The sequence below is a fragment of the Ornithinimicrobium avium genome, from assembly GCF_003351765.1.
Lineage (GTDB): Bacteria > Actinomycetota > Actinomycetes > Actinomycetales > Dermatophilaceae > Ornithinicoccus > Ornithinicoccus avius.
In genome coordinates this window covers 14,680-37,839 of sequence record NZ_CP031229.1, presented here as the reverse complement: position 1 = coordinate 37,839, position 23,160 = coordinate 14,680, and the positions used below count along the sequence as shown (strand labels likewise).

Genomic DNA, 23,160 nt, shown 5'->3' with positions numbered 1-23,160 from the left:
CCGGAAGGTGATGACATTGTCGCGCCATGCCTGGTCGGCTCAGGCACTGTGGGCACGGCTGGCCTGCGCCCTGGTGGCAGCGGTCATCCTCGGGGGCTGCGACCCAGGCTCCGGCACCACGTCAGGTGGGGACGCGCCGCCCTCGGCGAGCGACTCCCAGGCATCGGACGATCCTGCCCCGGACGCAGGCCCGACCCCTGCGGAAGCCGGGCCGACGTCTTCAGAGCTGATCGCCGCCGCGGTCGCCTCGGGCGAGCTCGACGAGCCCACCTCGCTGCTGCACAGGGTGCAGGCTCAGTTCGGTGATCCGGCGCTGCCTGACGACCTTCGAGGGGCGCCGGAGCCGCACGACCTGGGACTGTTCCGACAGCTGCGCGACACGCTCGAGGAGCTGCCTGCGGAGGTCGCCGCGCAGATCCAACCCTTCCTGCTCAGGCCCACCGACCCGGCCAGCGCCTTCTCCGTCGGCGGCAACGCCGTGGCGAGCCACCGCACGGTGTCCGCGGCCTACCTCGGCGCGGACACCAGCTCCGAGGACGGACGCCGGTGCGCTGACGGCTGGACCTGGGAGGCGGCCGGGTCGACGCCCTTCCGGGTCTGGGCCTGCAAGGACCAGGGGGCAGGACCGGCCGACACGGCCATCCAGACCGTGTCGCGGATCGTGCAGGAGCATGCGCCTGACATGATGCTCCCGGCGCCAGCGGGCCTGGGAGAGCCCATCCCCGACCAACCGGGCGCCGACCCGGCGCAGCGCGCGGACACCGACATCGACATCTACATCCTGCCGACCGGTTGGCTCGCCCCTGCGCGCGACTGTCCGTTGGTGGGGGCCTGCACCCCGAAGCGCATCGACAGCCCCCTCACCGGCGGGATCACCCTTCAGTCCCGCGGCTACGACTTCGACGGCGAGTTCGGTCCGGACCCACGACCGGCGAGCGGTACGAGCGCCTACATCCTGCTCAACGCGTCCTGGCTCGAGGATCCGACGGCAGCAGAACGCGACGTCGTGCACGAGCTGTTCCACAGCCTGCAGTACGCCCATCACGCCAACGTGGCCGACCGGTGGTTCGACGAGGCCAGCGCGGTCTGGTCCGAGATCTTCTACGTCCCGGAACGGTCCGCCGCGGTGCACGAGGAATGGCTCTCAGACCTCCAGGACAGCGCGGTGTCGCTGGTGGCGGAGGTGCCCGGCACGCAGCGGTACGCCGCCTACCTCTGGCCCCTCTTCATGCACCAGGAGCGCGGTGCCGAGTGGATCTTCACGACGTGGACCGCGCTGGAGTCCTCCGGCGACGAACCCGGCGCGGTGATCTCGGCGATCGACGACGTCACGTCGGTCTCCGCGATCTTCTCCGACTTCGTCGTCCGCATGCTCAACGCGGATCTCCCCGGCGATCCCATCACCCCCCGCTTCGAGAGCCTCGACCCGCACTTCCCGGACGGCAGTACTCCCGGCATGCCCACGGTCGTCCTGGAACCTGGGCAGTTCGCGTCGGTCCTCGGCGACGACCCGATCCCCGGCCTCGGGTACCGCTACCTGCGCGTCTCGCTGCCTGGGAGCGAGGACGAGGACGTGGCGGTGGAGATCACCGGGGACCTGGCCCGCGCGGACGGCGAGCAACCGTCCGTGGCGGCGCTGGTCCGCACCGAGCGCGCGGACCACCGCTACCACCGCCAGTCGGTGGACCTGGACCGAACCTCGCTCTGCGCGAGCGGTGAGCTGCTGCTGGCCATCTCCAACACCTCCCTGGACGCTGCCGACAGCACGTCCGGTCAGCTGACGGTCGAGCGCGCCAAGGAGCCGCGGTGCGACGGCCTCGCCGGGGACGTGACGATCAGCCTCACCGGCGACTACCACAGCCCGCCGGACCAGATCCCGGTACCGGACCGGGCGCAGGCCCATCTGCGCGGCGTCCTGCACGTCGCGGTGGGCAAGCCGGTCCCGGGCGAGCTCTCCACCAGCCCGGACTACCACCCGAACGCAGGATCGCGGTGGACGATGGTGGGTGAGCACGAGTACGAGGCCTGCGTGGGCCCGTCGGCAGACCCCTGCATCGGAGCGCGGACGACGACGCAGGAGCTGTCGGCGGACGTGGAGATCGACGCGGACAGCGTCGGCGTGGGCACGGGCGAGGACGGCGGCTGGACGGTCACCAGCAGCGACTACGTGCGGATCGACCTCACCGCCGACGGACCGGTGCTGCGGGCTGAGATCCCCATCGAGAGGCGGACCACGGTCAGGAGGCCGGACATCCCCGACGAGACATCCACCGACACCGTCATGTGGAGCGTGAGCTGCCCCGTCGAGGGACGCTTCTGGCTCGGGGGCCCCGGCGACCGGTTCGCGATGCCGGGCGGGACGGGCGGCCTGCCGGGACGGTGGACCGACGACCGCAGCGAGCTGACCTTCGACTGCAAGAGCACCTGGCAGCCCAGGACCTACGACTCCGACGTCGGCGAGACCGGGCAGGTCACCGTCCTTGTCAGCGGGACCCTTCGGCCCGCGGACGTCAGCCCCGGGTCCTGACCGTCGGTCCGCAGCTCAGTCGACCGCGCAGGCGGGCACGGCCACCTCGCGCCGCGGCGGCGCGCCGACCGTGGGTATGCCCAGGCTCACCGCGGGCTTGCGGGTCGCACCCGGGGCGCTCCCCTCCTGCAGCGCCTCCCAGGCGTCGCCGCCGCGGGTGCGGCGCACGGCATACACCCCGCCCTGCACGCCGGAGTCGGCGATCAGGTGGTGCGGTGCGCCGTACGTGACCGCCACGGTCACGACGTCACCGGGCCGGGGCCGGTCGGCACCGGCGCGCACCGCGACGTGGACGAGGCGGTTGTCCCGGGCACGGCCGGACAGGCGCTCGGTCTCGGCGTCCTTGCGGCCCTCGCCGGGCGCGACCAGCACCTCGACCTCGCGGCCCTCGAGCTCGCGGTTGCCGGCCCAGGAGACCTCCTCCTGGAGCTCGATGAGCCGCTCGAAGCGCTCCTGGACGACCTCCTTGGGCACCTGACCGTCCATCTCGGCCGCAGGGGTGCCGGGGCGGATGGAGTACTGGAAGGTGAAGGCGCTGGAGAACCGCGAGGCGCGGACCACGTCGAGGGTGTCCTGGAAGTCCTCCTCCGTCTCCCCCGGGAAGCCGACGATGAGGTCGGTGGTGATCGCGGCGCCCGGGATCTGTTCGCGGACGCGGTCGAGGATCCCGAGGAACTTCGCGCTGCGGTAGGAGCGGCGCATCGCCCGCAGCACGCGGTCGGAGCCCGACTGCAGCGGCATGTGCAGGCTCGGCATGACGTTGGGCGTCTGCGCCATCGCGGTGATCACGTCGTCGGTGAAGGCGGCCGGGTGCGGGCTGGTGAAGCGCACCCGCTCCAGGCCCTCGACCTCGCCGCACGCGCGCAGCAGCTTGCCGAAGGCGAGCCGGTCGCCGAACTCCACGCCGTAGCTGTTGACGTTCTGTCCCAGAAGGGTGATCTCGACCACGCCCTGGGCGACGAGCGCCTCGACCTCGGCCAGGATCTCGCCGGGGCGGCGGTCCTTCTCCTTGCCGCGCAGGCTGGGCACGATGCAGAAGGTGCAGGTGTTGTTGCAGCCCACCGAGATCGACACCCATGCCGAGTATGCGGAGTCGCGGCGGGTCGGCAGGGTGGAGGGGAAGACCTCGAGGGACTCCAGGATCTCCACCTCGGCCGCCTTGTTGTGCCGGGCCCGGTCCAGGAGCGCCGGCAGCGAGCCGACGTTGTGGGTGCCGAAGACGACGTCGACCCAGGGCGCGCGCTCGACGATGCTCGAGCGGTCCTTCTGGGCCAGGCAGCCGCCCACCGCGATCTGCAGGTCGGGGTTCTTCTCCTTGGCGGGGCGCAGCTGGCCCAGGTTGCCGTAGAGCTTGTTGGCGGCATTCTCCCGCACGGCGCAGGTGTTGAAGACGACGACATCGGCGACGTCGGGCCGCTCGCCCTCGGGCACGCTGGCCAGGTCGACGTAGCCGGCCGTCTCGAGGAGTCCGGCGAGCCGCTCGGAGTCGTGCACGTTCATCTGGCACCCGTGGGTGCGCACGTCGTAGGTCTTGGTCGTGGTGTCCATCGCGCCCTCCAGGGTAGCCCGCACGCGCAGGTAGCCCCGACGTACGATGGAGGCACCCGGCGAGGGCCGGCCAGCGAAGGGAACGGTGATGATCCCCAACGACCGCGAGACCATCGGCGACGACCTCGGCGTCTACAGCGTCGACCCGGAGGACCAGCTGTCCTCGGCGGACACGCTGGACGGTGACGGCGACCCCCTGGACCGTGGCTACCGGACGCCCGACCGGTTCCACGGCTCGACCGCGTTCGGCGTCACCGCGCGCGAGCAGGCCGACGGTGAGACGATCGACCAGCGCATCCGGCAGGAGCTGCCGGATCCCTACACGGCCTACGGGGCCCCGCACGACGAGGCCGGGTGGTCGGACGCTATGGACGACGGGGAGAAGGACGACGGCATGATGAGCGGTGACGACGTGGAGGAGATCCGGGCCCAGCTGCGCGAGGAGGACGACACGCCGCGGCGGGTGGGCCGCATCGTCGCCCCGGACGAGGGCCTGACCGAGGACATCGATGCCGAGATGGTCGCCAACGAGGGGTCCGCCACGAGCTGGGACACCGCCGAGGAGTCGGCCATGCACTACGTCGACATCGACGACGCGGACGAGCTGACCGAGGTCGAGTGGCAGCCCTCCGACGAGCCCGTCCCCCACGAGGACGAGTAGCCGGAGACCTTCTCCGGCCGACCGAGATGCGGCAGGTACCCACCGGAGGGGTCTACTCTGTCCGGCGACCGACGTTGCAGAACGGAAGGGCGTTGCCATCTCGACGGCAGATCCAGAACTGAGCCCACAGCCGCCGCCGGAGCTGGACGCCGAGCAGGAGGAGCGACGCTCCCGGGCTGTCTCGACGCACCACCGCTCCCGGCGCCGCTGGGACCGCACCTTCGCCCTCGGGCTGCAGGTGGGTGTCTTCGCCGTGCTGATGGTGGTGTGGTGGGCGGTGGCCAGGGCCGAGCTGGTGCGGCCCCTCTACCTGCCCGGTCCGGGCGCGGTGTGGGACGCCTTCGTCGACGCCAACCGGTGCCGACCGATCAGCGCCGACTCCGAACGGATCGTCTGCGGGGAGCAGGGTTACTACCTGTGGGGCCACCTGCTGGCCTCGCTGCAGCGGATGGCGGTCGGGGTGGGCGCGGCCGTCGTCCTGGGTCCGGTCGTGGGCTTCCTGATGGGCAGCATCCGGTGGGTCCGGGTGGCGGTGGAGCCCTACCTGAACTTCATCCGTTCGCTGCCGCCGCTGGGCTACCTGGGACTGCTCATCGTGTGGTTCGGCATCGGTGACCTGTCGAAGTACTGGCTGCTGTTCCTGGCGGCCTTCCCGCCGATCGTCATCGCGACGATCAACGGGATCCGCAACAACCGGGAGGACCGGATCCACGCGGCACGCTCGCTGGGAGCCAGCCGGCTGCAGGTCGCCACCCAGGTGGTGCTGCCCTCAGCCCTGCCCGACATCATCAACGGCGTGCGCATCGCGGTCGGCTTCGCCTGGACCACGGTGGTCGCCGCCGAGCTGCAGAACGGACTGCCCGGCATCGGCGGCCTGGCCTACCAGGCCGGTGTCCAGCTGCGCACCCCGTTGGTGATCGCCTGCATCATCGTCATCGGGCTGGCGGCTATCGCGCTGGACTCCGCCATCAAGCGGCTGGGCGAGGTTCTCGTGCCCTGGCAGGGCAGGGCCTGACCCCGACCATCTCCCCCACCCGCGCGACGCCATACCTCACCTCCCCCCGACCACACCAGACCGATCGCACACCGACCAAGGAGAACCACCCATGACCACCCGGACCAGCACCCGCCGCACGCGGACCCTGACCCTGGCGGCCCTCCTGGCCTCCGTGACCGCGCTGTCCGCGTGCGGCGCGGGCAAGGCCGAGGCCCCCGCCGGGGACGCCGGCGACGGGGACGGGGGCTCGACGGCCGCGACCTCGGACTGCCCCGTCGGCGAGCCCGATGAGAGCATCGAGACCACGGTACGGATCGACTACCAGAGCATCCCCAACGGCGACCTGCTGGTGAAGCAGGAAGGCCTGCTGGAGGCCTGCATGCCGAACGCGGACATCAGCTGGATCAACTTCGAGTCCGGCGGTGCGGCGATCCAGGGCTTCGGCTCCAACTCGGTCGACATCGGCCTGGCGGGGTCGAGCCCCTCGGTCAAGGCGATGTCGGCGCCCCTGGACATCGACGTGCAGACCGTCTACATCTTCGACGTCATCGGTGAGGCGGAGTCGCTGGTCGTCAAGGACCCGAGCATCACCGACCTGGCCGGCCTGAAGGGCAAGAAGGTGGCGGTGCCGTTCTCCTCGACCGCGCACTTCTCCCTGCTGAAGGTGCTGGGCGACGAGGGCATGACCGGGCAGGTGGACCTGGTCAACCTCTCCCCCGACGCGATCGTCGCCGCCTTCGACCGGGGCGAGGTGGACGCGGCCTGGACCTGGGCGCCGACCCTGACCCAGCTGCTCGACGACGGTGCCACGCGCATCATGTCCAACGCCGACGCCGCCGCCCTGGGCTTCGCCACCTTCGACCTGGCCATCGCCAAGCGGGACTTCATCGAGGCCAACCCCGCGTTCATGGTCATGTGGACCCGCATCCAGGACTATGCGAGCACCCAGATCCAGCAGCACCCGCAGGAGGCCGCCGTCCCGGTCGCGGCCGAGCTCGGGATCACGCCGGACCAGGTGCTCCAGCAGTTCAAGGGCTACACCTACCCCGACGCCAAGACGCAGCTGGCCGACTACTACGGCGGCCAGGAGATGGCCGACGTGCTGTCCGAGACCGCCACGTTCCTGGCCGAGCAGGGCGAGATCGACGAGGTGGCCGACCCCCAGCACTACGCCGACGGCGTCTACTCCACCGCCCTGGAGGAGGTCGGACAGTGAGCGTCCCGGCGCAGGGCGGCGCCCCGCAGCCATCGCAGGCAGCGGTGTCCTCCGGGGTGGGGATCACCCTGGACCACCTCTCCCACCGCTACATCACCGACGCCGGCGAGGTCGTGCACGCGGTGGCCGACACCTCGGTGCAGATCCCGGCGGGCCAGTTCGTGTGCGTCGTGGGTCCCTCCGGGTGCGGCAAGACCACGCTGCTCAAGGCGATCGCCGGTTTCCTGCGGCCCACCGGCGGTCAGGTCCTGGCCGGCGGGGAGCCGGTGCGGGGCCCCGGTGCCCAGCGCGGCGTCGTCTTCCAGCAGGCCAACCTCTACCCCTGGCTCACCGTCCGCAAGAACGTCGAGCTGGGCCTGCGCTTCCGCGGCACGCCGGCGGCGGAACGCCGCGCCGCGGCCGAGGAGGCGCTGGACCTGGTCGGGCTCGTCAAGTTCATGGACGCCAAGCCCTACGAGCTCTCCGGCGGTATGCAGCAGCGCTGCCAGATCGCCCGGGTCCTGGCCACGGACCCGGGCATCATCCTGATGGACGAGCCGTTCGGCGCCCTCGACGCCATCACCCGGCACCGGCTGCAGAACGAGCTGCTCACGATCGCGCGGCAGAAGAAGAAGACGATCTTCTTCATCACGCACTCGGTCGACGAGGCGGTCTTCCTCGGCGACCGGGTCATCGTGATGTCGCCCCGCCCCGGCCGTGTCGTGATGGACCAGCCGGTGCAGATCTCCTCGCACTACGACCGGCTGCTGCTGGACGAGCTGCGCTCGGTCCCGGAGTACACACAGCTGCGCGACCGCATCAGCGAGGCGATCCGCGAGGACGAGCACTGACCGGCCGGCACAGCCGGTCGCGGGCTCAGTCCCGGCTGTGCTCGGGCAGGGAGTCGAGCGCCTCGCGCACCACCTGGTAGGACACCGACGAGCCGTAGCCCTTTCGGGCCAGGTAGGCCGCCAGCCTGCGGGTCTGGACCTCCCGGTCCAGGCCGCGCATGGTCCGCAGCCGCCGCGTGACCAGAGCCCGCGCCTGGTCCTTCTCGCGCTCGGGGTCGACCTCGTCCAGCACGGCGTCGACGAGCTCGTCGGCGACCCCCTTGCGGCGCAGCTCGTGCCGCAGGGCACTGGCGGCCAGCCCTTTGGTCTCCTGCTGGGAGCGGACGAACATCTCGGCGTACGCCTCGTCGTCGACCAGGCCGACCTCGCCCATCCGGTCGAGCACCCGCGCCGCGACGTCGGGAGCCGTGCCACGGTCGCGCAGCTTGTCCTCCAGCTGCTTGCGCGTGCGCGGCCCCATCGCCAGCTGACGGAGCACGCTACGCCGGGCGACGTCGTGCGGGTCCGGCTCTCCGGGACGTCCAGCGCCGATGAGCCCCCTACCCGGCGGTCCGCCGCCTGAACTTGCGCCGTCCGGCTCTCGTCCGCCTCGTCGCTTCTCCTCGGCGGGCCGGAGCCCGGAGGCACTGGCGGCGGCCTCCGCCGCCGCCAGTGCTTCGCGCGCCGCGTCCAGCCGCTCGGCGTCGGCGGCCATCAGAAGTCGACCGAGACCTCACCGGTGACCGGGTCCACCCCGGCCGGGAGGTCGTCGGCGGCTGCAGGGCGGGGGACGCCGATGCCGAGCTTGGTCTTGATCTTGCTGTCGATCTCGTCGGCGAGGTCGGGGTTGTCCTTGAGGAACTGGCGGGCGTTCTCCTTGCCCTGCCCCATCTGGTCGCCCTCGTAGGTGTACCAGGCGCCGGACTTGCGCACGAAGCCGTGCTCCACGCCCATGTCGATCAGCCCGCCCTCGCGGGAGATGCCCTGCCCGTAGAGGATGTCGAACTCCGCCAGCTTGAACGGCGGGGACACCTTGTTCTTGACGATCTTGGCGCGCGTGCGGTTGCCGACCGCGTCCGTGCCGTCCTTCAGCGTCTCGATACGGCGCACGTCGATGCGCACCGAGGCGTAGAACTTCAGCGCCTTGCCGCCCGTGGTCGTCTCCGGACTGCCGAACATGACGCCGATCTTCTCGCGCAGCTGGTTGATGAAGATCGCGGTCGTGCCGGTCGTGCTCAGCGCCCCGGTGATCTTGCGCAGGGCCTGCGACATCAGTCGCGCCTGGAGACCGACGTGGCTGTCGCCCATCTCGCCCTCGATCTCCGCCCGCGGGACCAGCGCCGCCACCGAGTCGATGACGACGATGTCCAGCGCGCCGGAGCGGATCAGCATGTCCGCGATCTCCAGCGCCTGCTCGCCCGTGTCCGGCTGGCTGACCAGCAGCGCGTCGGTGTCCACCCCGAGATTCTTGGCGTACTCCGGGTCGAGCGCGTGCTCGGCGTCGATGAAGGCGGCGATGCCGCCGGCACGCTGGGCGTTGGCGACGGCGTGCAGAGCGACGGTGGTCTTGCCGCTGGACTCCGGACCGTAGATCTCCACCACGCGACCGCGCGGGAGACCGCCGACGCCGAGCGCGACGTCGAGCGCGATCGCCCCGGTCGGGATCACCTGGATCGGCGGCCGGTCCTCGTCCCCCAGCCGCATGATCGAGCCCTTGCCGTGCTGCTTCTCGATCTGCGCCATGACGGCATCGAGCGACCGCAGCTTGTCGCTGCCCGCCGCTCCCCGTGTCGCGGCCGTCTGGGCTGTCTTGCTCTGAGCCATCGTCTGCTCCTTCGTCTCGTGATGGGCGCGCCTACCTTCGACCGACCTCCGGTCGTCGCCCCCGTTGCGAGGACGTCTGTCTCCGTGTCCGATCAGACGCTAGGCGCCGCCACCGACAGACCCGGTCGACCACCTGGAGGCTGTGGACGACGGGCGCTGCGGGAGGCGCCATGTGGACAACAGTAGATCGAAAGCCTGTACGAAGGCGAGAGCAGGTTTCGGCGTGTCGCGGATCGTCTGCGCACCCCGGCGCGCTTCCCCGACGTCAACCGGGTCTGCCGCCACCCCTACACTGGTCTGCCATCCGGGGTTTCCGACACCGCCGTCTCCCGTGCCCACCCAAGCCCTGCCACCAGGAAGCTCCATGGCCCTGCTCGTGATGAAGTTCGGCGGTTCGTCGGTCAGCGACGCCGCGGCGATGTCCCGTGTCGCCCGTCGGGTCGTCGCTGTCCGTGAGGCCGGCGACCAGGTCGCCGTCGTGGTGTCGGCGATGGGAGACACCACCGACGAGCTGCTCGACCTGGCCGCCCAGGTCGCCCCGGGGGTCCCGCCCGAGCGCGAGATGGACATGCTCCTCTCCGCCGGGGAACGCATGTCGATGGCTCTGCTCGCGATGGCGGTCCAGCAGCTCGGGGTGCCGGCCCGGAGCTTCACCGGCTGGATGGCTGGCATGCGCACGGACACCGCCCACGGCAGCGCCCGGCTGCTCGACGTGCAGCCGGCCCGCGTGCGCCGGGCGCTGGACGAGGGCAGCGTCGCGATCGTCGCCGGGTTCCAGGGCATCTCCACCGACGACGACGTGACCACCCTCGGCCGCGGCGGCTCCGACACGACGGCGGTCGCGCTGGCCGCAGCGCTCGACGCCGACGTCTGCGAGATCTACACCGACGTCGACGGGCTCTACACCGCCGACCCGCGCATCGTGCCCAGCGCCCGCCGCGTCACCCGGCTCACCATCGAGGAGACCCTCGAGATGGCCGCCCACGGCGCCAAGATCCTGCACCTTCGCGCCGTCGAGTACGCGCGCAGGTTCAACGTCCCGCTCCATGTCCGCAGCAGCTTCTCCGACCAGGAGGGCACGCGGATCCTGACCGGCCGACCCCTGACGGAGGACACCATGGAAGAACCGATCATCTCCGGGATCGCGCACGACCGGTCGCTGGGGAAGGTGACCGCTGTCGGCATACCCGACCGGCCGGGCGCCGCCGCCGCCGTCGTCGGCGCCGTCGCCCGCGCAGGGGTGTCCGTCGACATGATCGTCCAGAACGTGTCGACCTCGGACGCCGCCACCTCGGACATCTCCTTCACGATTCCCGAGGCCGACGGACGCACGACCGTGGCCGCCGTCCGCGCGCTGCAGGACGAGATGGGCTTCGCCGACGTCCTCTACACCAGCCACGTGGGCAAGCTGTCGCTCATCGGCGCCGGTATGCGGTCCAACCCCTCGGTCGCCTCCCGGCTGTTCGCCGCGCTGGCTGACGCGGGGGTCAACATCGAGATGATCAGCACCTCCGAGATCCGCATCTCGGTGATCTGCGACCAGGTCGACCTGGAGGATGCGGTCAGGGCGGTGCACACGGCGTTCGAGCTGGACGCCGACGAGGACGCCGTGGTCTACGGCGGGACAGGACGATGAGCACGATGACGCACGAGACGGCATACGCGGGCAGGCATCTGCACCTGGCGGTGGTCGGCGCCACGGGCCAGGTCGGCGGGGTGCTGCGCACGCTCCTTTCCGAGCGCGCCTTCCCGGTGGCTTCGATCCGCTACTTCGCCTCGGCGCGCTCCGCGGGCTCCGAGCTGCCCTGGGAGGGCTCGGTCAACGGCCTCGAGGGGTATGACGCACCTCGCCAGATCGTGGTCGAGGACGTCGAGACCGCGGACCTCTCCGGCATCGACGTGGCCCTCTTCTCCGCCGGCGGCGGGGCGTCGCGAGTCCACGCGCCACGCTTCGCCGAGGCCGGGGCCGTGGTCGTCGACAACTCCTCCGCCTGGCGGATGGACGAGCGCGTGCCCCTGGTCGTCAGCGAGGTCAACCCCGACGCCCTGCAGCTGGCGGTCCGCGACGGCGGCGCGCGCATCGTCGCCAACCCCAACTGCACCACGATGGCCGCCATGCCGGTGCTGGCTCCGCTGCACGCGCAGGCCGGCCTCGAGCGGCTGCGCGTGGCGACCTACCAGGCCGTGTCCGGCTCGGGCGTCGCCGGTGTCGACGAGCTGGGAGGGCAGGTGCGCGAGGCCGTGGAGGGCGACTCCCGCATCGAGGATCTGGCGCACGACGGGTCCGCGGTCGCCCTCCCCGCGCCCGAGGCCTACGTGGCACCGATCGCTTTCAACGTCGTCGCGCTCGCCGGCGACCTCGTCGAGGACGGGGAGACCTCCGAGGAGGTCAAGCTGCGCACCGAGTCGCGCAAGATCCTGGGGATCCCCGGGCTCGCCGTGGCCGGGACGTGCGTCAGGGTCCCGGTCTTCACCGGTCACAGCCTGGCCCTGCACGCGGAGTTCGCGCGGCCGATCACCCCTGAACAGGCGACGAAGCTGCTCGCGGACGCTCCGGGCGTCGAGCTGGCGGACCTGCCCACCCCGCTGACCGCTGCTGGGAAGGACGCCTCCTACGTCGGCCGGATCCGGGTCGACCAGAGTGTGCCGGACGGACGTGGGTTGGTGATGTTCGTCAGCAACGACAACCTCCGTAAGGGAGCTGCGCTCAACACCGTTCAGCTCGCCGAGACGCTGCTCGAGCGCGACCTCGTCTGAGGCGGGACAGCAGTCGCGCCGTTCCGTCGCGGCGACCGCTCGACGGGGCGCCGGTCCAACGGTCGGGCCGCGGTCTCCCTTCGGTCAGAACGGTGGTGGTTGGTCGTTCGGGTCGGGTGGCTGGGTGGTCCTGCCGGTGCGCGGCTGGCCACCTTGTGTCCCGGTGCCCGCGCTCCGTGTCCCGGTGCTCCCGCTGAGCGGGTCTGGCCCGGCGCCCATGGTGGGCCGGGTGCGTGTGTCCAGGTCGGTCTGGGCCGCCTGCTGGGCTTCTCGTTCGGCGCGGGCGGTGTCCGGGTCTGCCCCTGGGCGTCGGCGTCCGTCATCGCGGGTGTGGGTCAGGTCGACGATGTCCCAGCCGAGGTAGGCGGGGTGGGTGTCGGCGTCGGGGAAGTCCTCCCCGCCGCGCAGCGGTCGGGCCGGTGGGCGGTGGGTCAGGGCCTGGTAGACGGCCCGGTCCACGGCGTCGGCGAGTGCCTGCTCGCGGGTGATCGGGGCGCTGGCCCGGGTCTGGCCGCGGGCGTCGGTGCTGCTCGTCGGGCGGCCCTGGTCGCGGGCCGCCTGGCGGGCTCGGGCGTCGGCGGCGAGAAGCTCCTCGGTGTGTTGCTCGACGCGGTCGAGCGCCTGGCGCAACAGGGTGGAGTACTGGCGGTAGTCGTGGGAACGGGTGCGGTAGATCCGGCCCAGCAGGCTGCGCCAGGTGATGTCACGGTTGGCGTCCATGACCGCGGTCCACTCGCCCTGGGTCTTGGGGTCGTGGTGGCCGGTGTGCAGGTCCTGCAGGTTCACCTCGCTGGTCGGTCCGCCAGCGCTGTAGGCGATAACGTGGTCCAGCTGCGTGTAGGGGGCGTGCCGGTCGCACCCGGGGGCCCGGCAGGTCACGTCGGCGGCGTGGACCTGGGCGCGCATCGCGGCGTCCGGTGCGTAGGAGGCGATCGAGCGTTCGACGCAGCGCCCGTCGGCGGGGTCGGTCAGCAACCGGTACAGGGTCGTGCCCGGGGACAGGGCCAGCTCGCGCACCGCGTCCGCGGTCAGGAACTGCGGGAAGGCGCCGGTGACCATCCCGACGCTCAGCACCTCCTCCGGAACGCACCGGGCAGCGGTTGGTGTCTCGGGCGGTTCCTTGGGTGGTCGGAACGCCTCGCCCCGCGAGGCCGGGTGTCCGCAGCTCGGGCACCTGCCTGGTGGGTCGCTCCGTCCGGGGGCGCTGCCGATGGTGCCGGCACCGTCGGGCGCAGCGTTGATGATGCCGCTGGTCCGGGTGGTGAGGGTGGGGTTGGTCGGTGAGTGGACGAACGCGTCGAAGGGGACGATGACGTTGAGGACGGCCTTGGGCAGGGCCAGCAGGACGGCCTTCATCTGCTCGCTCCACCGGGTGGCGACCAGGTCCTCGAAGTCCTCCGGGAAGCCCCCGGGCAGGTCGAGCACGGAGTGCATGAGCAGGGACAGGGCGATGTCGGCGCGCAGCTGGGACAGGGGCCGCTCGTCCCCGGCGGCGCGGGCCGCGCGGGCGGCCTTCTCCATCCGGTCGGCGATCGCGGCGGCCTGGGCCGCGGTGCCGGTGAGGCGGATGGTGCCCGTGCCGTCGGCATCGATGCTGACGCGCAGGTCGCGCCGCTCGTGGGCCCTCGCCCTGGCCCCGGCCGCGGCCTGCGGGTCGCGGGAGGCCAGCTTGGTGGCTTCCCCCTCCAGTGCCCGGTAGAACGCCCTGTGCTCCCACGGGCCGTCCTTGACGTGCCCGTCGGGGTCGAGCCGGTCGGTGCACACCTGCTCGGGGTCGGTCCCGAAGAGGTGCTCGGCCACGTCGGCGGCGTCCGCGTGCCCCTGGTGGCCCATCTCCCGGAAGAAGCGCCGCGCCAGCCGCCAGGGCGTGACCCCGGCGGCCATCGAGGCGCAGACCGGCTCGGCCACGCCGGCCGGGGCGTTGGCCAGCGCGACCAGGTCGGACACCTCTCCGGTGCCCCACCCGGTGGCGGCCTCGATCTCCCGGCGGGTGACCGACCTGGTCCGCGAGCGCCACCGCCTCGCCTGGTCGGACGTCAGTGCGCCGGGGTCCTCCACACCGCGCCGGTCCAGCAGGATCCGTCCGTTGCGCACCGACAGGTCCGAGGTCACCCGGACCAGGGCCGAGTCCAGGTGCGCGCCCAACCAGGTCAGCGCCTCGACCAGGCCCAGCACCCCGGAGGCGGCGCGGCCAGCGCGGTCGCGCCCGCCCTCGAGGGCTGTGCCGTCGACCCCCTGACCGGCGGCGGTGGCGCCGGTGATCCTGGCCAGGTCCTCACCGCGGGCCAGCGCCCCGGCGGCCTGCGCGGCCAGGGCGAACATCTCCACCGCCTGCGGCTCCACCCCGACCTCGGCCAGGGCCGCCCGCAACCGCACCGCCGCATCCCCCGCCGGGTCGTCCTCCGCCGGGTCGTCCTCCGCCGGGACGTCCTCCGCCGGGTCGCGCTGCGCCGCATCCGGTGCCGGTCCGGGCTCCCAGAAGATCCCCAGCCCCGCCAGCCAGCGCACGTCCGCCCCGTCCGGCACGAAGGAGTCCAGCACGTCCTGCAGCACGACCTCGGCCGCGCTGAGCGCACCCGCGCCCCGCTCGGTGTCCGACATGCTGCCCTCCTCCCACGCCCCCGGCGGGGTCCAGTGCCTCCAGCCACCACCTCGACGTAGAAACCAGACTAGAACACCTGTCTGACACACCTGTCCCGACGCGCCGTACGCCTCGAACGTATTTCGCAGATGTGGTGCCTCCCAGGGGCAGCCAGCGGGACGGCCTCGCGTCGACGCGGCGGCGCCTAGGAGTCCGACCGCGGCGCGTCCGCGGCCGAATCACCGGTGGACGGCTCACCGGCGATCCCGGTGTCGAGGGCGTGGCGGATCTCCTCGATCACCGCCATCTCCTCGGGAGCCACCCCGTCGGACGCGGAGGCGACCCTGTCTGCCGCCGCCAGGACCACCTGCCGGAAGCCACGTGCCTGGCCGGGCGCCTTGGCGTTCAGCACCTGCATCACCCGGTGCAGGTCGGCGAGCACCTCGGCGCGTACCTCCTCCGGCGTCCCGGTCGGCGGCCTGGGGAACCCACCCTGCTCGAGCAGCTCCTTGACATCCTCCGGCGCCTCCTGGAGCGCCCTGGACCCGGCCATGGACTCCTTGAAGGTCGCGAAGAAGCCCGGCTCGGCCTGGGACACCAGGGCGATGGCGCCGAAGGCCGACCGGCGGACCAGCTGGTGGTCTGCCTCGGACAGCGTGGACGAAGACGTGTGCTCGCTCATGTGCCCACTCTGGCCCGGCGGGACGCGTCTGTCACCTGGCGGTCCGCCCCAGCAGCACGGCGCGCGTCAGTCCTTGCGCTTGGGATCGGGCAGGTAGTGGTGCTCGTCCGGCACGTCGAGGTCGGCGCACACGGCGCGCCACACCTGCCGCGGCGGCACGCCCCCCTCGAGCGCCTCGGCCGCCGTCCGGCTGTCGAGAGCCCCCAGGGCGTGCGAGCGGGCGACGACCACGGCATACCCCGACCCGAACTCCTGCTCCATCAGGGCCCAGAACTCGCTCAGTCGCACCCGCGCACCCTACTCGGCGAGGGGCCCGACCTCATACCCCTCCCGCGAGCGCGACCACGATCAGCATGGCGGGCATCGCCAGCAGGGTCGTGGCCAGCACGGCGTCGCGGGCGATGTCCTCCCGCGCCCGTAGGCCACGGCGAGGATGAACACGTTCTGGGCGGTCGGCAGCGAGGACATGACGACGGCGGCCAGCACGGCGTCGTGGGGCAGCCCGAGAACCGGACCGGCCACCAGGGCGGCGACCGCCGGCATCAGCCCGAGCTTGAGCAGCACGACCACGCCGAGCTCGGCGAGGTTGCCCTTCCCCCTCGGCACCGGGGAGAGCCGCATCGAGATCCCGAACGCCAGCAGCATGCCCGGGATCGCCAGCCCCCCGATCAGCTCGATCGGCGCCCGGACGTCGCCGGGCAGCTCGATCCCGGTCAGCGCGACGCCCAGGCCCAGGAGGCTGCCGATCGTCAGCGGGTTGGTGACCGGCGAGCGCAGCACCCTCCGCAGCGACACGCGCCCCTGCTGGCTGGCGTCCAGGGCCGCCAGCCACGTCGGCTGCAGGACGAGCAGCTGGACGAGGATGATCGACGCCGACCACGACCCGTCCCCGAGGACGTAGATCGCGATCGGCAGGCCGAGGTTGTTGGCGTTGACGTAGCTCACGCCCATCCCGCCCATGAGCGCGTGGGTCGCGGGCCGCCGCAGCACCAGCCGGGCCACGAGGAGGTATGCCGCACCCGTCACCACCGCGCCCGACACCGTCGCGACCAGGAACCCGGAGAAGATGACGCCCACCTCGGCGTCCCCGACGACGAGGAAGAGCAGCGCCGGGGAGCCGACCCAGAAGGTGAGCCGTGCCAGGACCTGCTGCTCGGTGCGTCCGAACATGCCGGTGTGCGCCAGCAGCCAGCCGACCGCGATCACCGCCGCGATCAGCCAGAAGCCCTGCAGGACGGCCACCACGACGTGCATTATCCGGGTCCGCGGCGCGTCGTGCGATGGTTGGCGGCCGCATCCGAGGCGTTACCCTGCAGCAATGACCGACTCGCGCGAGCGCCCCGGGACCAGCGGCGCCGGGGACGATGACGACGCCTTCGGGGAGGCCGACTACCTCACCGGTGACGGCGGCGTGACGCGCGACCTGCTGGACCGCCGGCCGGTCGTGCCCCGCACGGTGGCAGCGCTCTACGAGGCCCGGCCCAAGCTCAACCCCAACACCGCGATCACGGAGTTCCTGCGGCGGGTGCACCTGCAGGAGCGGCACGGGCACATGCGGGTCGTCGACGACCTCATCGGGCTGCAGCGCCGGGTCGGCGACACCATCGAGCACTACAAGGACAAGCTGCTCAACGCCGAGGCCAAGAGCGGCGCGACCGAGTCCGCCAAGTTCGGCATCGGCCACTTCGACGGCCAGCGCGCCGTCGTCTACGTCGTCGACTGGGCCTTCTTCGCCGGCTCTCTCGGCGAGGTCGCCGGGGAGAAGTTCGTCCAGGCCGCCGAGCTGGCCGCCCGGGAGAAGCTCCCGCTGGTGAGCATGGGCGCCTCCTCCGGGGTGCGCCAGCACGAGAACGTCCTCGGCCTGATCCAGATGCAGCGGATGGCGGCGGCCGCCAACAAGTTCCAGCACACCACCAACCGGCCCTACATCTGCGTGCTGGCCGGCCAGGTCTGGGGCGGGATGTCGGCGAGCGCGGTCCCGGTCGCCGACCTCGTGGTCGCCCTGGAGGGGACGGACTACGGGTTCGCCGGCGCGCGCGTCATCGAGACCTTCGAGGGCAAGCAGGTCCCCAAGGGTATGCAGTCCGCCGAGGCCAACTTCCTCGACCGCAACGTGGACGTCCTCGTCAAGGACGTCGACGAGCTCATCGCCTTCCTCGGCCGGATCTTCGCCGCCGACCGCTCGGTCAACAAGATCCGCCCGGAGAAGGACGCCGGCGCCACCCGTCCGAGCGACGTCGTCGATGGCGGGCGTGCGATGACGGCGGGCCCGGAGGGGTTCTCCGCCGCTCTCTGGGACCATCAGGTGCCCGAGCAGACCGTGCAGGTCCCGCGCGCCCGCCGCGATCGTCCGGGCACGGAGATGGCGCTGCGCGAGGCCCTCATGGCCCGCTACAACGAGATCGCGGCCAGCGCGGGGCGGCTGGATACGGAGTTCTTCCTGCAGACGGTCTTCGACTCGGCGGTGCCGTTCTACAACCACGTGCGCTTCGAGGACGAGAAGACCTACCCCAACGTGGTCGCCGGCCTCGGCACGATCGGCGAGCAGACCTTCATGGTCATCGGCGACCAGCCCTCCTACCGGCTCTCCGGCGGCTACGTGGGCAAGAAGCCGGCCAACCCGGGTCCGGAGGACTTCGAGTACGCCGTGCGGATGATGCAGGCCGCCCAGCGCTGGGAGCTGCCGATCGTCTTCTTCACCGACACCCTCGGCGCGCTGCCGACGATGGCGGCCGAGCGGCGCGGCCAGTCCCGTGCGATCGCGCAGAGCATCAAGACCTCCGCCTCCCACCCGCTGCCGACCGTCTCCATCATCAGCGGCGCGATGGGCAGCGGCGGCGGCCTGGCGACGACCCCCTTCGGACGGCACACGGTGATGCTCGACAGCGCGCTCGGCTTCGTCTCCGAGCCGCGCTCGACCGCCACGATCCTGTATGCCGAGGCCAACCCGACCGTCGAGCAGGTCGGGATGACCCTGGAGACGATGCGTGCCTCGGCCGACGACCTGCGGGCCCAGGGCCTGGTGGACACGATCGTGCACGACGCCGAGGACCCGTACGCGACCTCACGGGCCCTGCGCGCGGCCATCGTCGAGGGCTACAACCGGCAGTACGGCCTGACCCCGCGCCGCCTGCGCCGCCAGGCCGACGACCGGCTGCGGCCCAAGACGCTGGGCAGGCTGGCCACCGAGCACGACTGAGCGCCCGGGTCCCGTGACACGGCGGTACGCCAGCGTACGTCCGTGTCACGGCATTCCTGCACGAGCGTTCGCGCGGCGGGCCGGGACCCGCTCCTAGCTGGTCCAGGCCCGCCAGAGCGCGGCGTACTCGCCGTCGGCGGCCATCAGCTCGTCATGGCTGCCGAGCTCGACGACGCGGCCCTCCTCCACGACCGCGATCCGGTCGGCGTCGTGCGCGGTGTGCAGCCGGTGCGCGATCGCCACGACCGTGCGGTTGGTCAGCAGCGCGTTCATCGAGCCCTCCAGGTGACGGGCCGTGCGCGGGTCGATGAGCGAGGTCGCCTCGTCCAGGACCAGCGTGTGCGGGTCGGCCAGGATCAGCCGGGCCAGCGCGACCTGCTGGGCCTGCGCGGGCGTCAGCACGTGGTTGCCCGAGCCGAGGACGGTGTCCAGGCCCTGGGGCAGACCACCGACCCACCCGGCCGCGTCGACGGTGGCGAGCGCACGCCACACCTCGGCGTCGGGTGATCCCTCCCGGGCGAGCACGACGTTGTCGCGCACGGACCCGCGGAAGACGTGGTGCTCCTGGGTGACGAGGGCCACCTGGCGGCGCAGCACGTCCAGCGGGAGCTCCACGAGCTCGACCCCGCCGACCGACGCAGATCCCGTGCGCGGCGCATGGATGCCGGACAGCAGCCGGCCGAGCGTGGACTTGCCCGAGCCGGACGGTCCGACGATCGCCAGCCGCTCCCCCGGCCGCAGCTCGAGGTCGATGCCGTGCAGCACGTCGGTCCCGTCGCGGTAGGCGTAGCGCAGGTCGCGGCCGACCAGGTCGCTGCCGGTGGGCAGCGCGTCGCCGGGCGTCCGGTCCGCCGGCACCTGGGCGATGCCGAGGAGCCGGGTCGTCGAGGCGATCCCCACCTGGAGGCGGTCGATGGTGCCGACGAGCCGGTCGAAAGGACCGTAGAAGGTCTCGATGTAGAGCATCGCCGCGGTGATCTGCCCCAGCGTCACCGCGCCTCGGGCGTAGAGCAGCGCGCCCACGACCAGCGTGATGACCCGCGGCAGGGAGAACGCCATGTCCATGATCGCGAAGAGGATGTTGCGCAGGACCAGCCCGTAACGCTCGGCCTGCGAGCTGACCTCGACGTCGTCGACGGCCGCCTGCCGGCGGCGCTCCTGCAACCCGAGGGCCTCCACGGTGCGCGCGCCCTCGACCGTCTCGGTGAGGGTGGAGTTGATGCGCGAGTAGGTCGCACCCTCGAGCAGGTAGGCGGCCGGCGCCTGCTGCAGGTAGCGGCGCACCTGCCACAGCGACAGCGACGCCGTGACCAGGGTGGGCACGGCCAGAGCCCAGGCGTTGACGACCATCGCGACGACGGTGAGCAGCACCGTGACCACGCCGATGATGAACTCGGGCAGCGCCCAGCGCACGGCGCCGCTCATCGAGCCGACGTCGCGGGTGACCCGGGTGACGAGGTCGCCGGTGCTGGCCGACTCGACCTTGCCCAGCGGCAGCTTGAGCACGGCGCGGACGACGTGCTCGCGCGCCTCGGCGAGCACGTCCTGACCGAGGACCGCGGCCAGCCACTTGGCCAGGAAGGTCAGGACGGCCTGCGCCGCCAGCACGGCCACCACGACGAGCGCGAAGTCGGCGACGACGGCACGACCCGGGTGGCCCTCCGCCGCGACGACCTGGTCGACGAGACGGCCGAGCAGCATGGGCACGGCGAGCCCCGCCGCGGCGGCGAGCGCGTTGGCCAGCGTGACGAGCACGACCATCGTGGCGCGCTGCCCGAGCAGGCCGCGCAGGTAGGCCACGACCGTCGCCGAGGACGCCACGGGCAGGCCGCGCTCGGGGTCCTGGCTGGTGGCCAGATGCGCCACGGCGCGGTCGCGGCGCAGCCGGTGGCGCTCCCGCAGCAGCCGAAGCCGCTCGCGCGGGCCGACCGTCCCGGGGGCGGGCGGGCGCAGGGCGTCGGGGATCACCGGGACGGCGCTGGTGTCGCTCTCCTCGCGCCAGGTGCGGGCGGAGTCGCGCTCCCGGGCGGCGTCGAGGGCGGACGTCGGGGTCATGGCAGCGTCACCTCCTCGGCGCGCTCGTCGGGCAGGTGATCAGGTATGGCGTGCCGCTCCTCCGCGGTCGGCGGCAGGTCGTCGGGGTCGGTCGGGGCGGCGGGAGCCGCCTCCCCGCGCAGCACCGTGCGGCGGTAGCCCTCGTGGACCTGCGCGAGCTCCTGGTGGGTGCCGCTCGCCACGACCCGGCCACCCTCGAGCAGGGCGACCACGTCGGCGTGGTGCAGCAGCAGCGGCGAGGCCGTCATGACGACCGTGGTCCGTCCCCTCCGGTGACCGGGCAGCCGCTGGGCGATCGTGGCCTCGGTGTGCGCGTCGACGGCGGAGGTCGGCTCGACCAGCACGAGGACCGGCGCGTCGGCGGCGAGCGCCCTGGTCAGGACCAGGCGCTGCCGCTGGCCGCCGGACAGTCCGCGGCCGCGCTCGTCGAGCACGCCCTGCCAGCCGCCGGGGAGGATGTCGTAGACGTCCTCGGCCGCGGCGGCGCGCAGCGCGGCCTCGGCCTCGCGCCGGCTGAGCCGGCCGTGCGGGTCGACCGCGGACTGGAGAGTCCCGGCGAAGACGTGGGAGCCCGTGTCGCTGACGAGGACCGTGTCGCGGACCTGCTCCAGGGGCACCTGCGCCAGGTCGGTGCCGCCCAGGCGCACGCCCCAGGGCCGGGTCGCCCGTTCGGCGTCGCGGGCCTCCAGCTGGGCGCGGACCCGCTCGCGCTCACGGCGGGAGCGGCGGGCGTCGCGCCCGGTGGCCTCCTCGTCCGCCGGCGGGACGGTGTCGGCGCCGGGAAGGTAGCGGCCCAGCCGGTCGGCCAGCGCGGCCGAGTCGTCCGGCACCGCGCTGACGACCATCGTGAGCAGACCGGGGCGCACGCGCAGCCCGGACGCCTCGTCGACGAGCTCGGCGTCGGGGTCCAGGACCTGCGGCTCGCGCTGCGGCCAGGGGTCCGGTGTGCCCAGCACGCCGATCGTCTTGCGGGCGGAGACGAAGGAGCGGGTGATCTGCTGCGCGGCCTCGAAGACGACGCGGATCGGCTGGACCAGGAAGAGGGCGTAGCCCAGGAAGGTCACCAGCTGCCCGATCTGCAGCTCGCCCCGGCCCACCGCACGCACGCCGAGGACGAGCAGCGCGACGAGGAAGAGACCCGAGAGCAGCACGCCGACGGCCTCGACGAGGGCGGCCCAGCCGCCGGCCTGCACGCCGGCGGCGCGGACCCGCTGGGACTGCCGGGCGTAGTTGTCCCCGAAGATCCCCTCGCCACCGATGCCGCGCAGGATGCGCAGGCCGGCGACGATGTCGGTCGCCATCGAGGTGAGCTCGGAGTCACGGGATCGTTCGCGGGTCTGTGCCGCGGACAGCGGCCGCAGCAGGGCGCTGGAGACGACGACGAGCAGCGGCGCGACGAGCAGTACGACCAGGCCGAGCGGCACGGAGATGCGCAGCACGATGACCGCCACCGCGGCATACGCGACGACGTTGCCGACCAGCCGGGAGACGATCTCGACGAAGTGGCCGAACTGCTCCCCGTCGCCGCCGCTGACCGAGAGCACCTCGCCGGTCGGGGCGCGCCGGGTCATCACGTGGCCCAGGCGGGCGGTCTTGTGCGTGACGAGGCGGGTCTGCCCGTAGGAGGCGACGAGCCAGGAGCGCACGACGACCGTGTGGTAGAAGACGCCGCTGCTGCCGCCGACGAGCGTGATCAGCAGCAGGACGAGCGACCACAGCGCGATCCGTCCCGGGTCACCCGGGACGATCCCCTCGTCGATGGCGCGCCCGAACACCCACGGCGTCAGGGCGGTGGGCAGCATCCACAGCAGGCTGCACAGGCAGCCCGCCAGCATCAGGTCGGTCTGCTGGCGCACGATCCACCACAGGTAGCGACCCGCGCTGCGGGTGTCGGGTACGCGTGAGGAGCCCGGGGTCCAGGCTGTCACGGTGGGTGGGAAGTCGCGCATGGCGTGGTTCAGGGTATGCCGTGCAGCCGACAGTGCTCCACGCATTTTCTCCCCTCCTCGCGTCGTCGCGACCGGACGTGCGTCCCGACCCCGACGGATGAGAGGATGAGGCACGATCCCCGACCCGGACGTCGATCACTGGAGGAAGCGTGAGCACTCGGCAGGACCTCGCCTGGTGGCAGAAGCTGCTCGTGGCGATGAAGGTGTGGCGCCCGACCTACATCACCAAGCACCACGAGGTGCGGGACATGGAGCGGCCCACCTACCCCGCCGTCACCGGCGCCTACGGCAACCGGACCGACCTGACCAAGCGCCGCCGGCTCGTGCCGCAGTCCGGCGACCGCTCCTGACCCAG

Annotated in this window: 18 protein-coding genes; 9 read left to right on the top strand and 9 right to left on the bottom strand. The window is 72.3% G+C overall.

Annotated features, from left to right (window positions below; genetic code table 11):
* Window positions 1-73 precede the first annotated feature (73 nt).
* Window positions 74-2,527, top strand: a complete 2,454-nt coding sequence (locus DV701_RS00145) for a hypothetical protein (protein ID WP_162802731.1) — start codon at window positions 74-76, stop codon at window positions 2,525-2,527.
* 15 nt (window positions 2,528-2,542) lie between these two features.
* On the opposite strand, the gene miaB is transcribed toward DV701_RS00145, so the two are convergent.
* Window positions 2,543-4,075: a tRNA (N6-isopentenyl adenosine(37)-C2)-methylthiotransferase MiaB gene (gene miaB / locus DV701_RS00140; RefSeq protein WP_114926576.1), complete on the bottom strand. Its 1,533-nt coding sequence runs from the start codon at window positions 4,073-4,075 to the stop codon at window positions 2,543-2,545.
* A gap of 88 nt (window positions 4,076-4,163) precedes the next feature.
* Between miaB and DV701_RS00135 the strand changes: the two genes are divergently transcribed.
* From DV701_RS00135 to DV701_RS00120, 4 genes are all read left to right on the top strand, one after another.
* Window positions 4,164-4,736, top strand: a complete 573-nt coding sequence (locus tag DV701_RS00135; RefSeq protein WP_202863582.1) for a DUF5709 domain-containing protein — start codon at window positions 4,164-4,166, stop codon at window positions 4,734-4,736.
* Between the two features lie 238 nt (window positions 4,737-4,974).
* Entirely contained in the window at window positions 4,975-5,751 is a 777-nt protein-coding gene (locus tag DV701_RS00130; protein ID WP_228255117.1) for an ABC transporter permease, read from the top strand.
* A 91-nt stretch (window positions 5,752-5,842) separates the two neighbouring features.
* Window positions 5,843-6,949, top strand: coding sequence for a taurine ABC transporter substrate-binding protein (locus tag DV701_RS00125; RefSeq protein ID WP_114926575.1), 1,107 nt, complete (start codon window positions 5,843-5,845; stop codon window positions 6,947-6,949).
* Complete coding sequence (locus DV701_RS00120) at window positions 6,946-7,779, top strand: ABC transporter ATP-binding protein (RefSeq protein ID WP_228255116.1); 834 nt, start codon at window positions 6,946-6,948, stop codon at window positions 7,777-7,779. Before DV701_RS00125 ends, DV701_RS00120 begins: the two co-directional genes overlap by 4 nt.
* 25 nt (window positions 7,780-7,804) lie before the next feature.
* On the opposite strand, the gene DV701_RS00115 is transcribed toward DV701_RS00120, so the two are convergent.
* Together DV701_RS00115 and recA are read right to left on the bottom strand one after the other, a co-directional pair.
* On the bottom strand, window positions 7,805-8,473 hold the full coding sequence (locus DV701_RS00115; protein ID WP_114926574.1) for a regulatory protein RecX: 669 nt from the start codon (window positions 8,471-8,473) through the stop codon (window positions 7,805-7,807).
* Window positions 8,473-9,501 carry a recombinase RecA gene (recA, locus tag DV701_RS00110; RefSeq protein WP_407669380.1) on the bottom strand — a complete coding sequence of 343 codons (1,029 nt, stop codon included), beginning with the start codon at window positions 9,499-9,501 and terminating at the stop codon, window positions 8,473-8,475. The genes DV701_RS00115 and recA overlap by 1 nt, the downstream gene beginning before the upstream one ends.
* A gap of 445 nt (window positions 9,502-9,946) precedes the next feature.
* On the opposite strand from recA, the gene DV701_RS00105 reads away from it, so the two are divergent.
* Together DV701_RS00105 and DV701_RS00100 are read left to right on the top strand one after the other, a co-directional pair.
* On the top strand, window positions 9,947-11,218 hold the full coding sequence (locus DV701_RS00105) for an aspartate kinase (protein WP_114926572.1): 1,272 nt from the start codon (window positions 9,947-9,949) through the stop codon (window positions 11,216-11,218).
* Between the two features lie 5 nt (window positions 11,219-11,223).
* On the top strand, window positions 11,224-12,339 hold the full coding sequence (locus DV701_RS00100) for an aspartate-semialdehyde dehydrogenase (RefSeq protein ID WP_114930457.1): 1,116 nt from the start codon (window positions 11,224-11,226) through the stop codon (window positions 12,337-12,339).
* Between the two features lie 84 nt (window positions 12,340-12,423).
* Here the strand turns inward: DV701_RS00100 and DV701_RS00095 are convergent, their stop codons facing one another.
* From DV701_RS00095 to DV701_RS00080, 4 genes are all read right to left on the bottom strand, one after another.
* Entirely contained in the window at window positions 12,424-14,940 is a 2,517-nt protein-coding gene (locus tag DV701_RS00095; protein WP_162802730.1) for an HNH endonuclease signature motif containing protein, read from the bottom strand.
* A gap of 185 nt (window positions 14,941-15,125) precedes the next feature.
* Entirely contained in the window at window positions 15,126-15,602 is a 477-nt protein-coding gene (locus tag DV701_RS00090) for a hypothetical protein (protein ID WP_114926570.1), read from the bottom strand.
* A 66-nt stretch (window positions 15,603-15,668) separates the two neighbouring features.
* Complete coding sequence (locus tag DV701_RS00085; RefSeq protein ID WP_114926569.1) at window positions 15,669-15,890, bottom strand: DUF3046 domain-containing protein; 222 nt, start codon at window positions 15,888-15,890, stop codon at window positions 15,669-15,671.
* 60 nt (window positions 15,891-15,950) lie between these two features.
* On the bottom strand, window positions 15,951-16,847 hold the full coding sequence (locus DV701_RS00080; protein WP_162802729.1) for an AEC family transporter: 897 nt from the start codon (window positions 16,845-16,847) through the stop codon (window positions 15,951-15,953).
* Between the two features lie 73 nt (window positions 16,848-16,920).
* On the opposite strand from DV701_RS00080, the gene DV701_RS00075 reads away from it, so the two are divergent.
* A complete protein-coding gene (locus DV701_RS00075; RefSeq protein WP_162802728.1) occupies window positions 16,921-18,801 on the top strand; it encodes a carboxyl transferase domain-containing protein in 1,881 nt (626 codons plus the stop codon).
* Between the two features lie 93 nt (window positions 18,802-18,894).
* Here the strand turns inward: DV701_RS00075 and DV701_RS00070 are convergent, their stop codons facing one another.
* Window positions 18,895-20,856: an ABC transporter ATP-binding protein gene (locus DV701_RS00070; protein WP_114926566.1), complete on the bottom strand. Its 1,962-nt coding sequence runs from the start codon at window positions 20,854-20,856 to the stop codon at window positions 18,895-18,897.
* Window positions 20,853-22,805: an ABC transporter transmembrane domain-containing protein gene (locus tag DV701_RS00065; RefSeq protein ID WP_114926565.1), complete on the bottom strand. Its 1,953-nt coding sequence runs from the start codon at window positions 22,803-22,805 to the stop codon at window positions 20,853-20,855. The genes DV701_RS00070 and DV701_RS00065 overlap by 4 nt, the downstream gene beginning before the upstream one ends.
* Window positions 22,806-22,954: 149 nt before the next feature.
* Between DV701_RS00065 and DV701_RS00060 the strand changes: the two genes are divergently transcribed.
* On the top strand, window positions 22,955-23,155 hold the full coding sequence (locus DV701_RS00060; RefSeq protein ID WP_114926564.1) for a hypothetical protein: 201 nt from the start codon (window positions 22,955-22,957) through the stop codon (window positions 23,153-23,155).
* Window positions 23,156-23,160 lie beyond the last annotated feature (5 nt).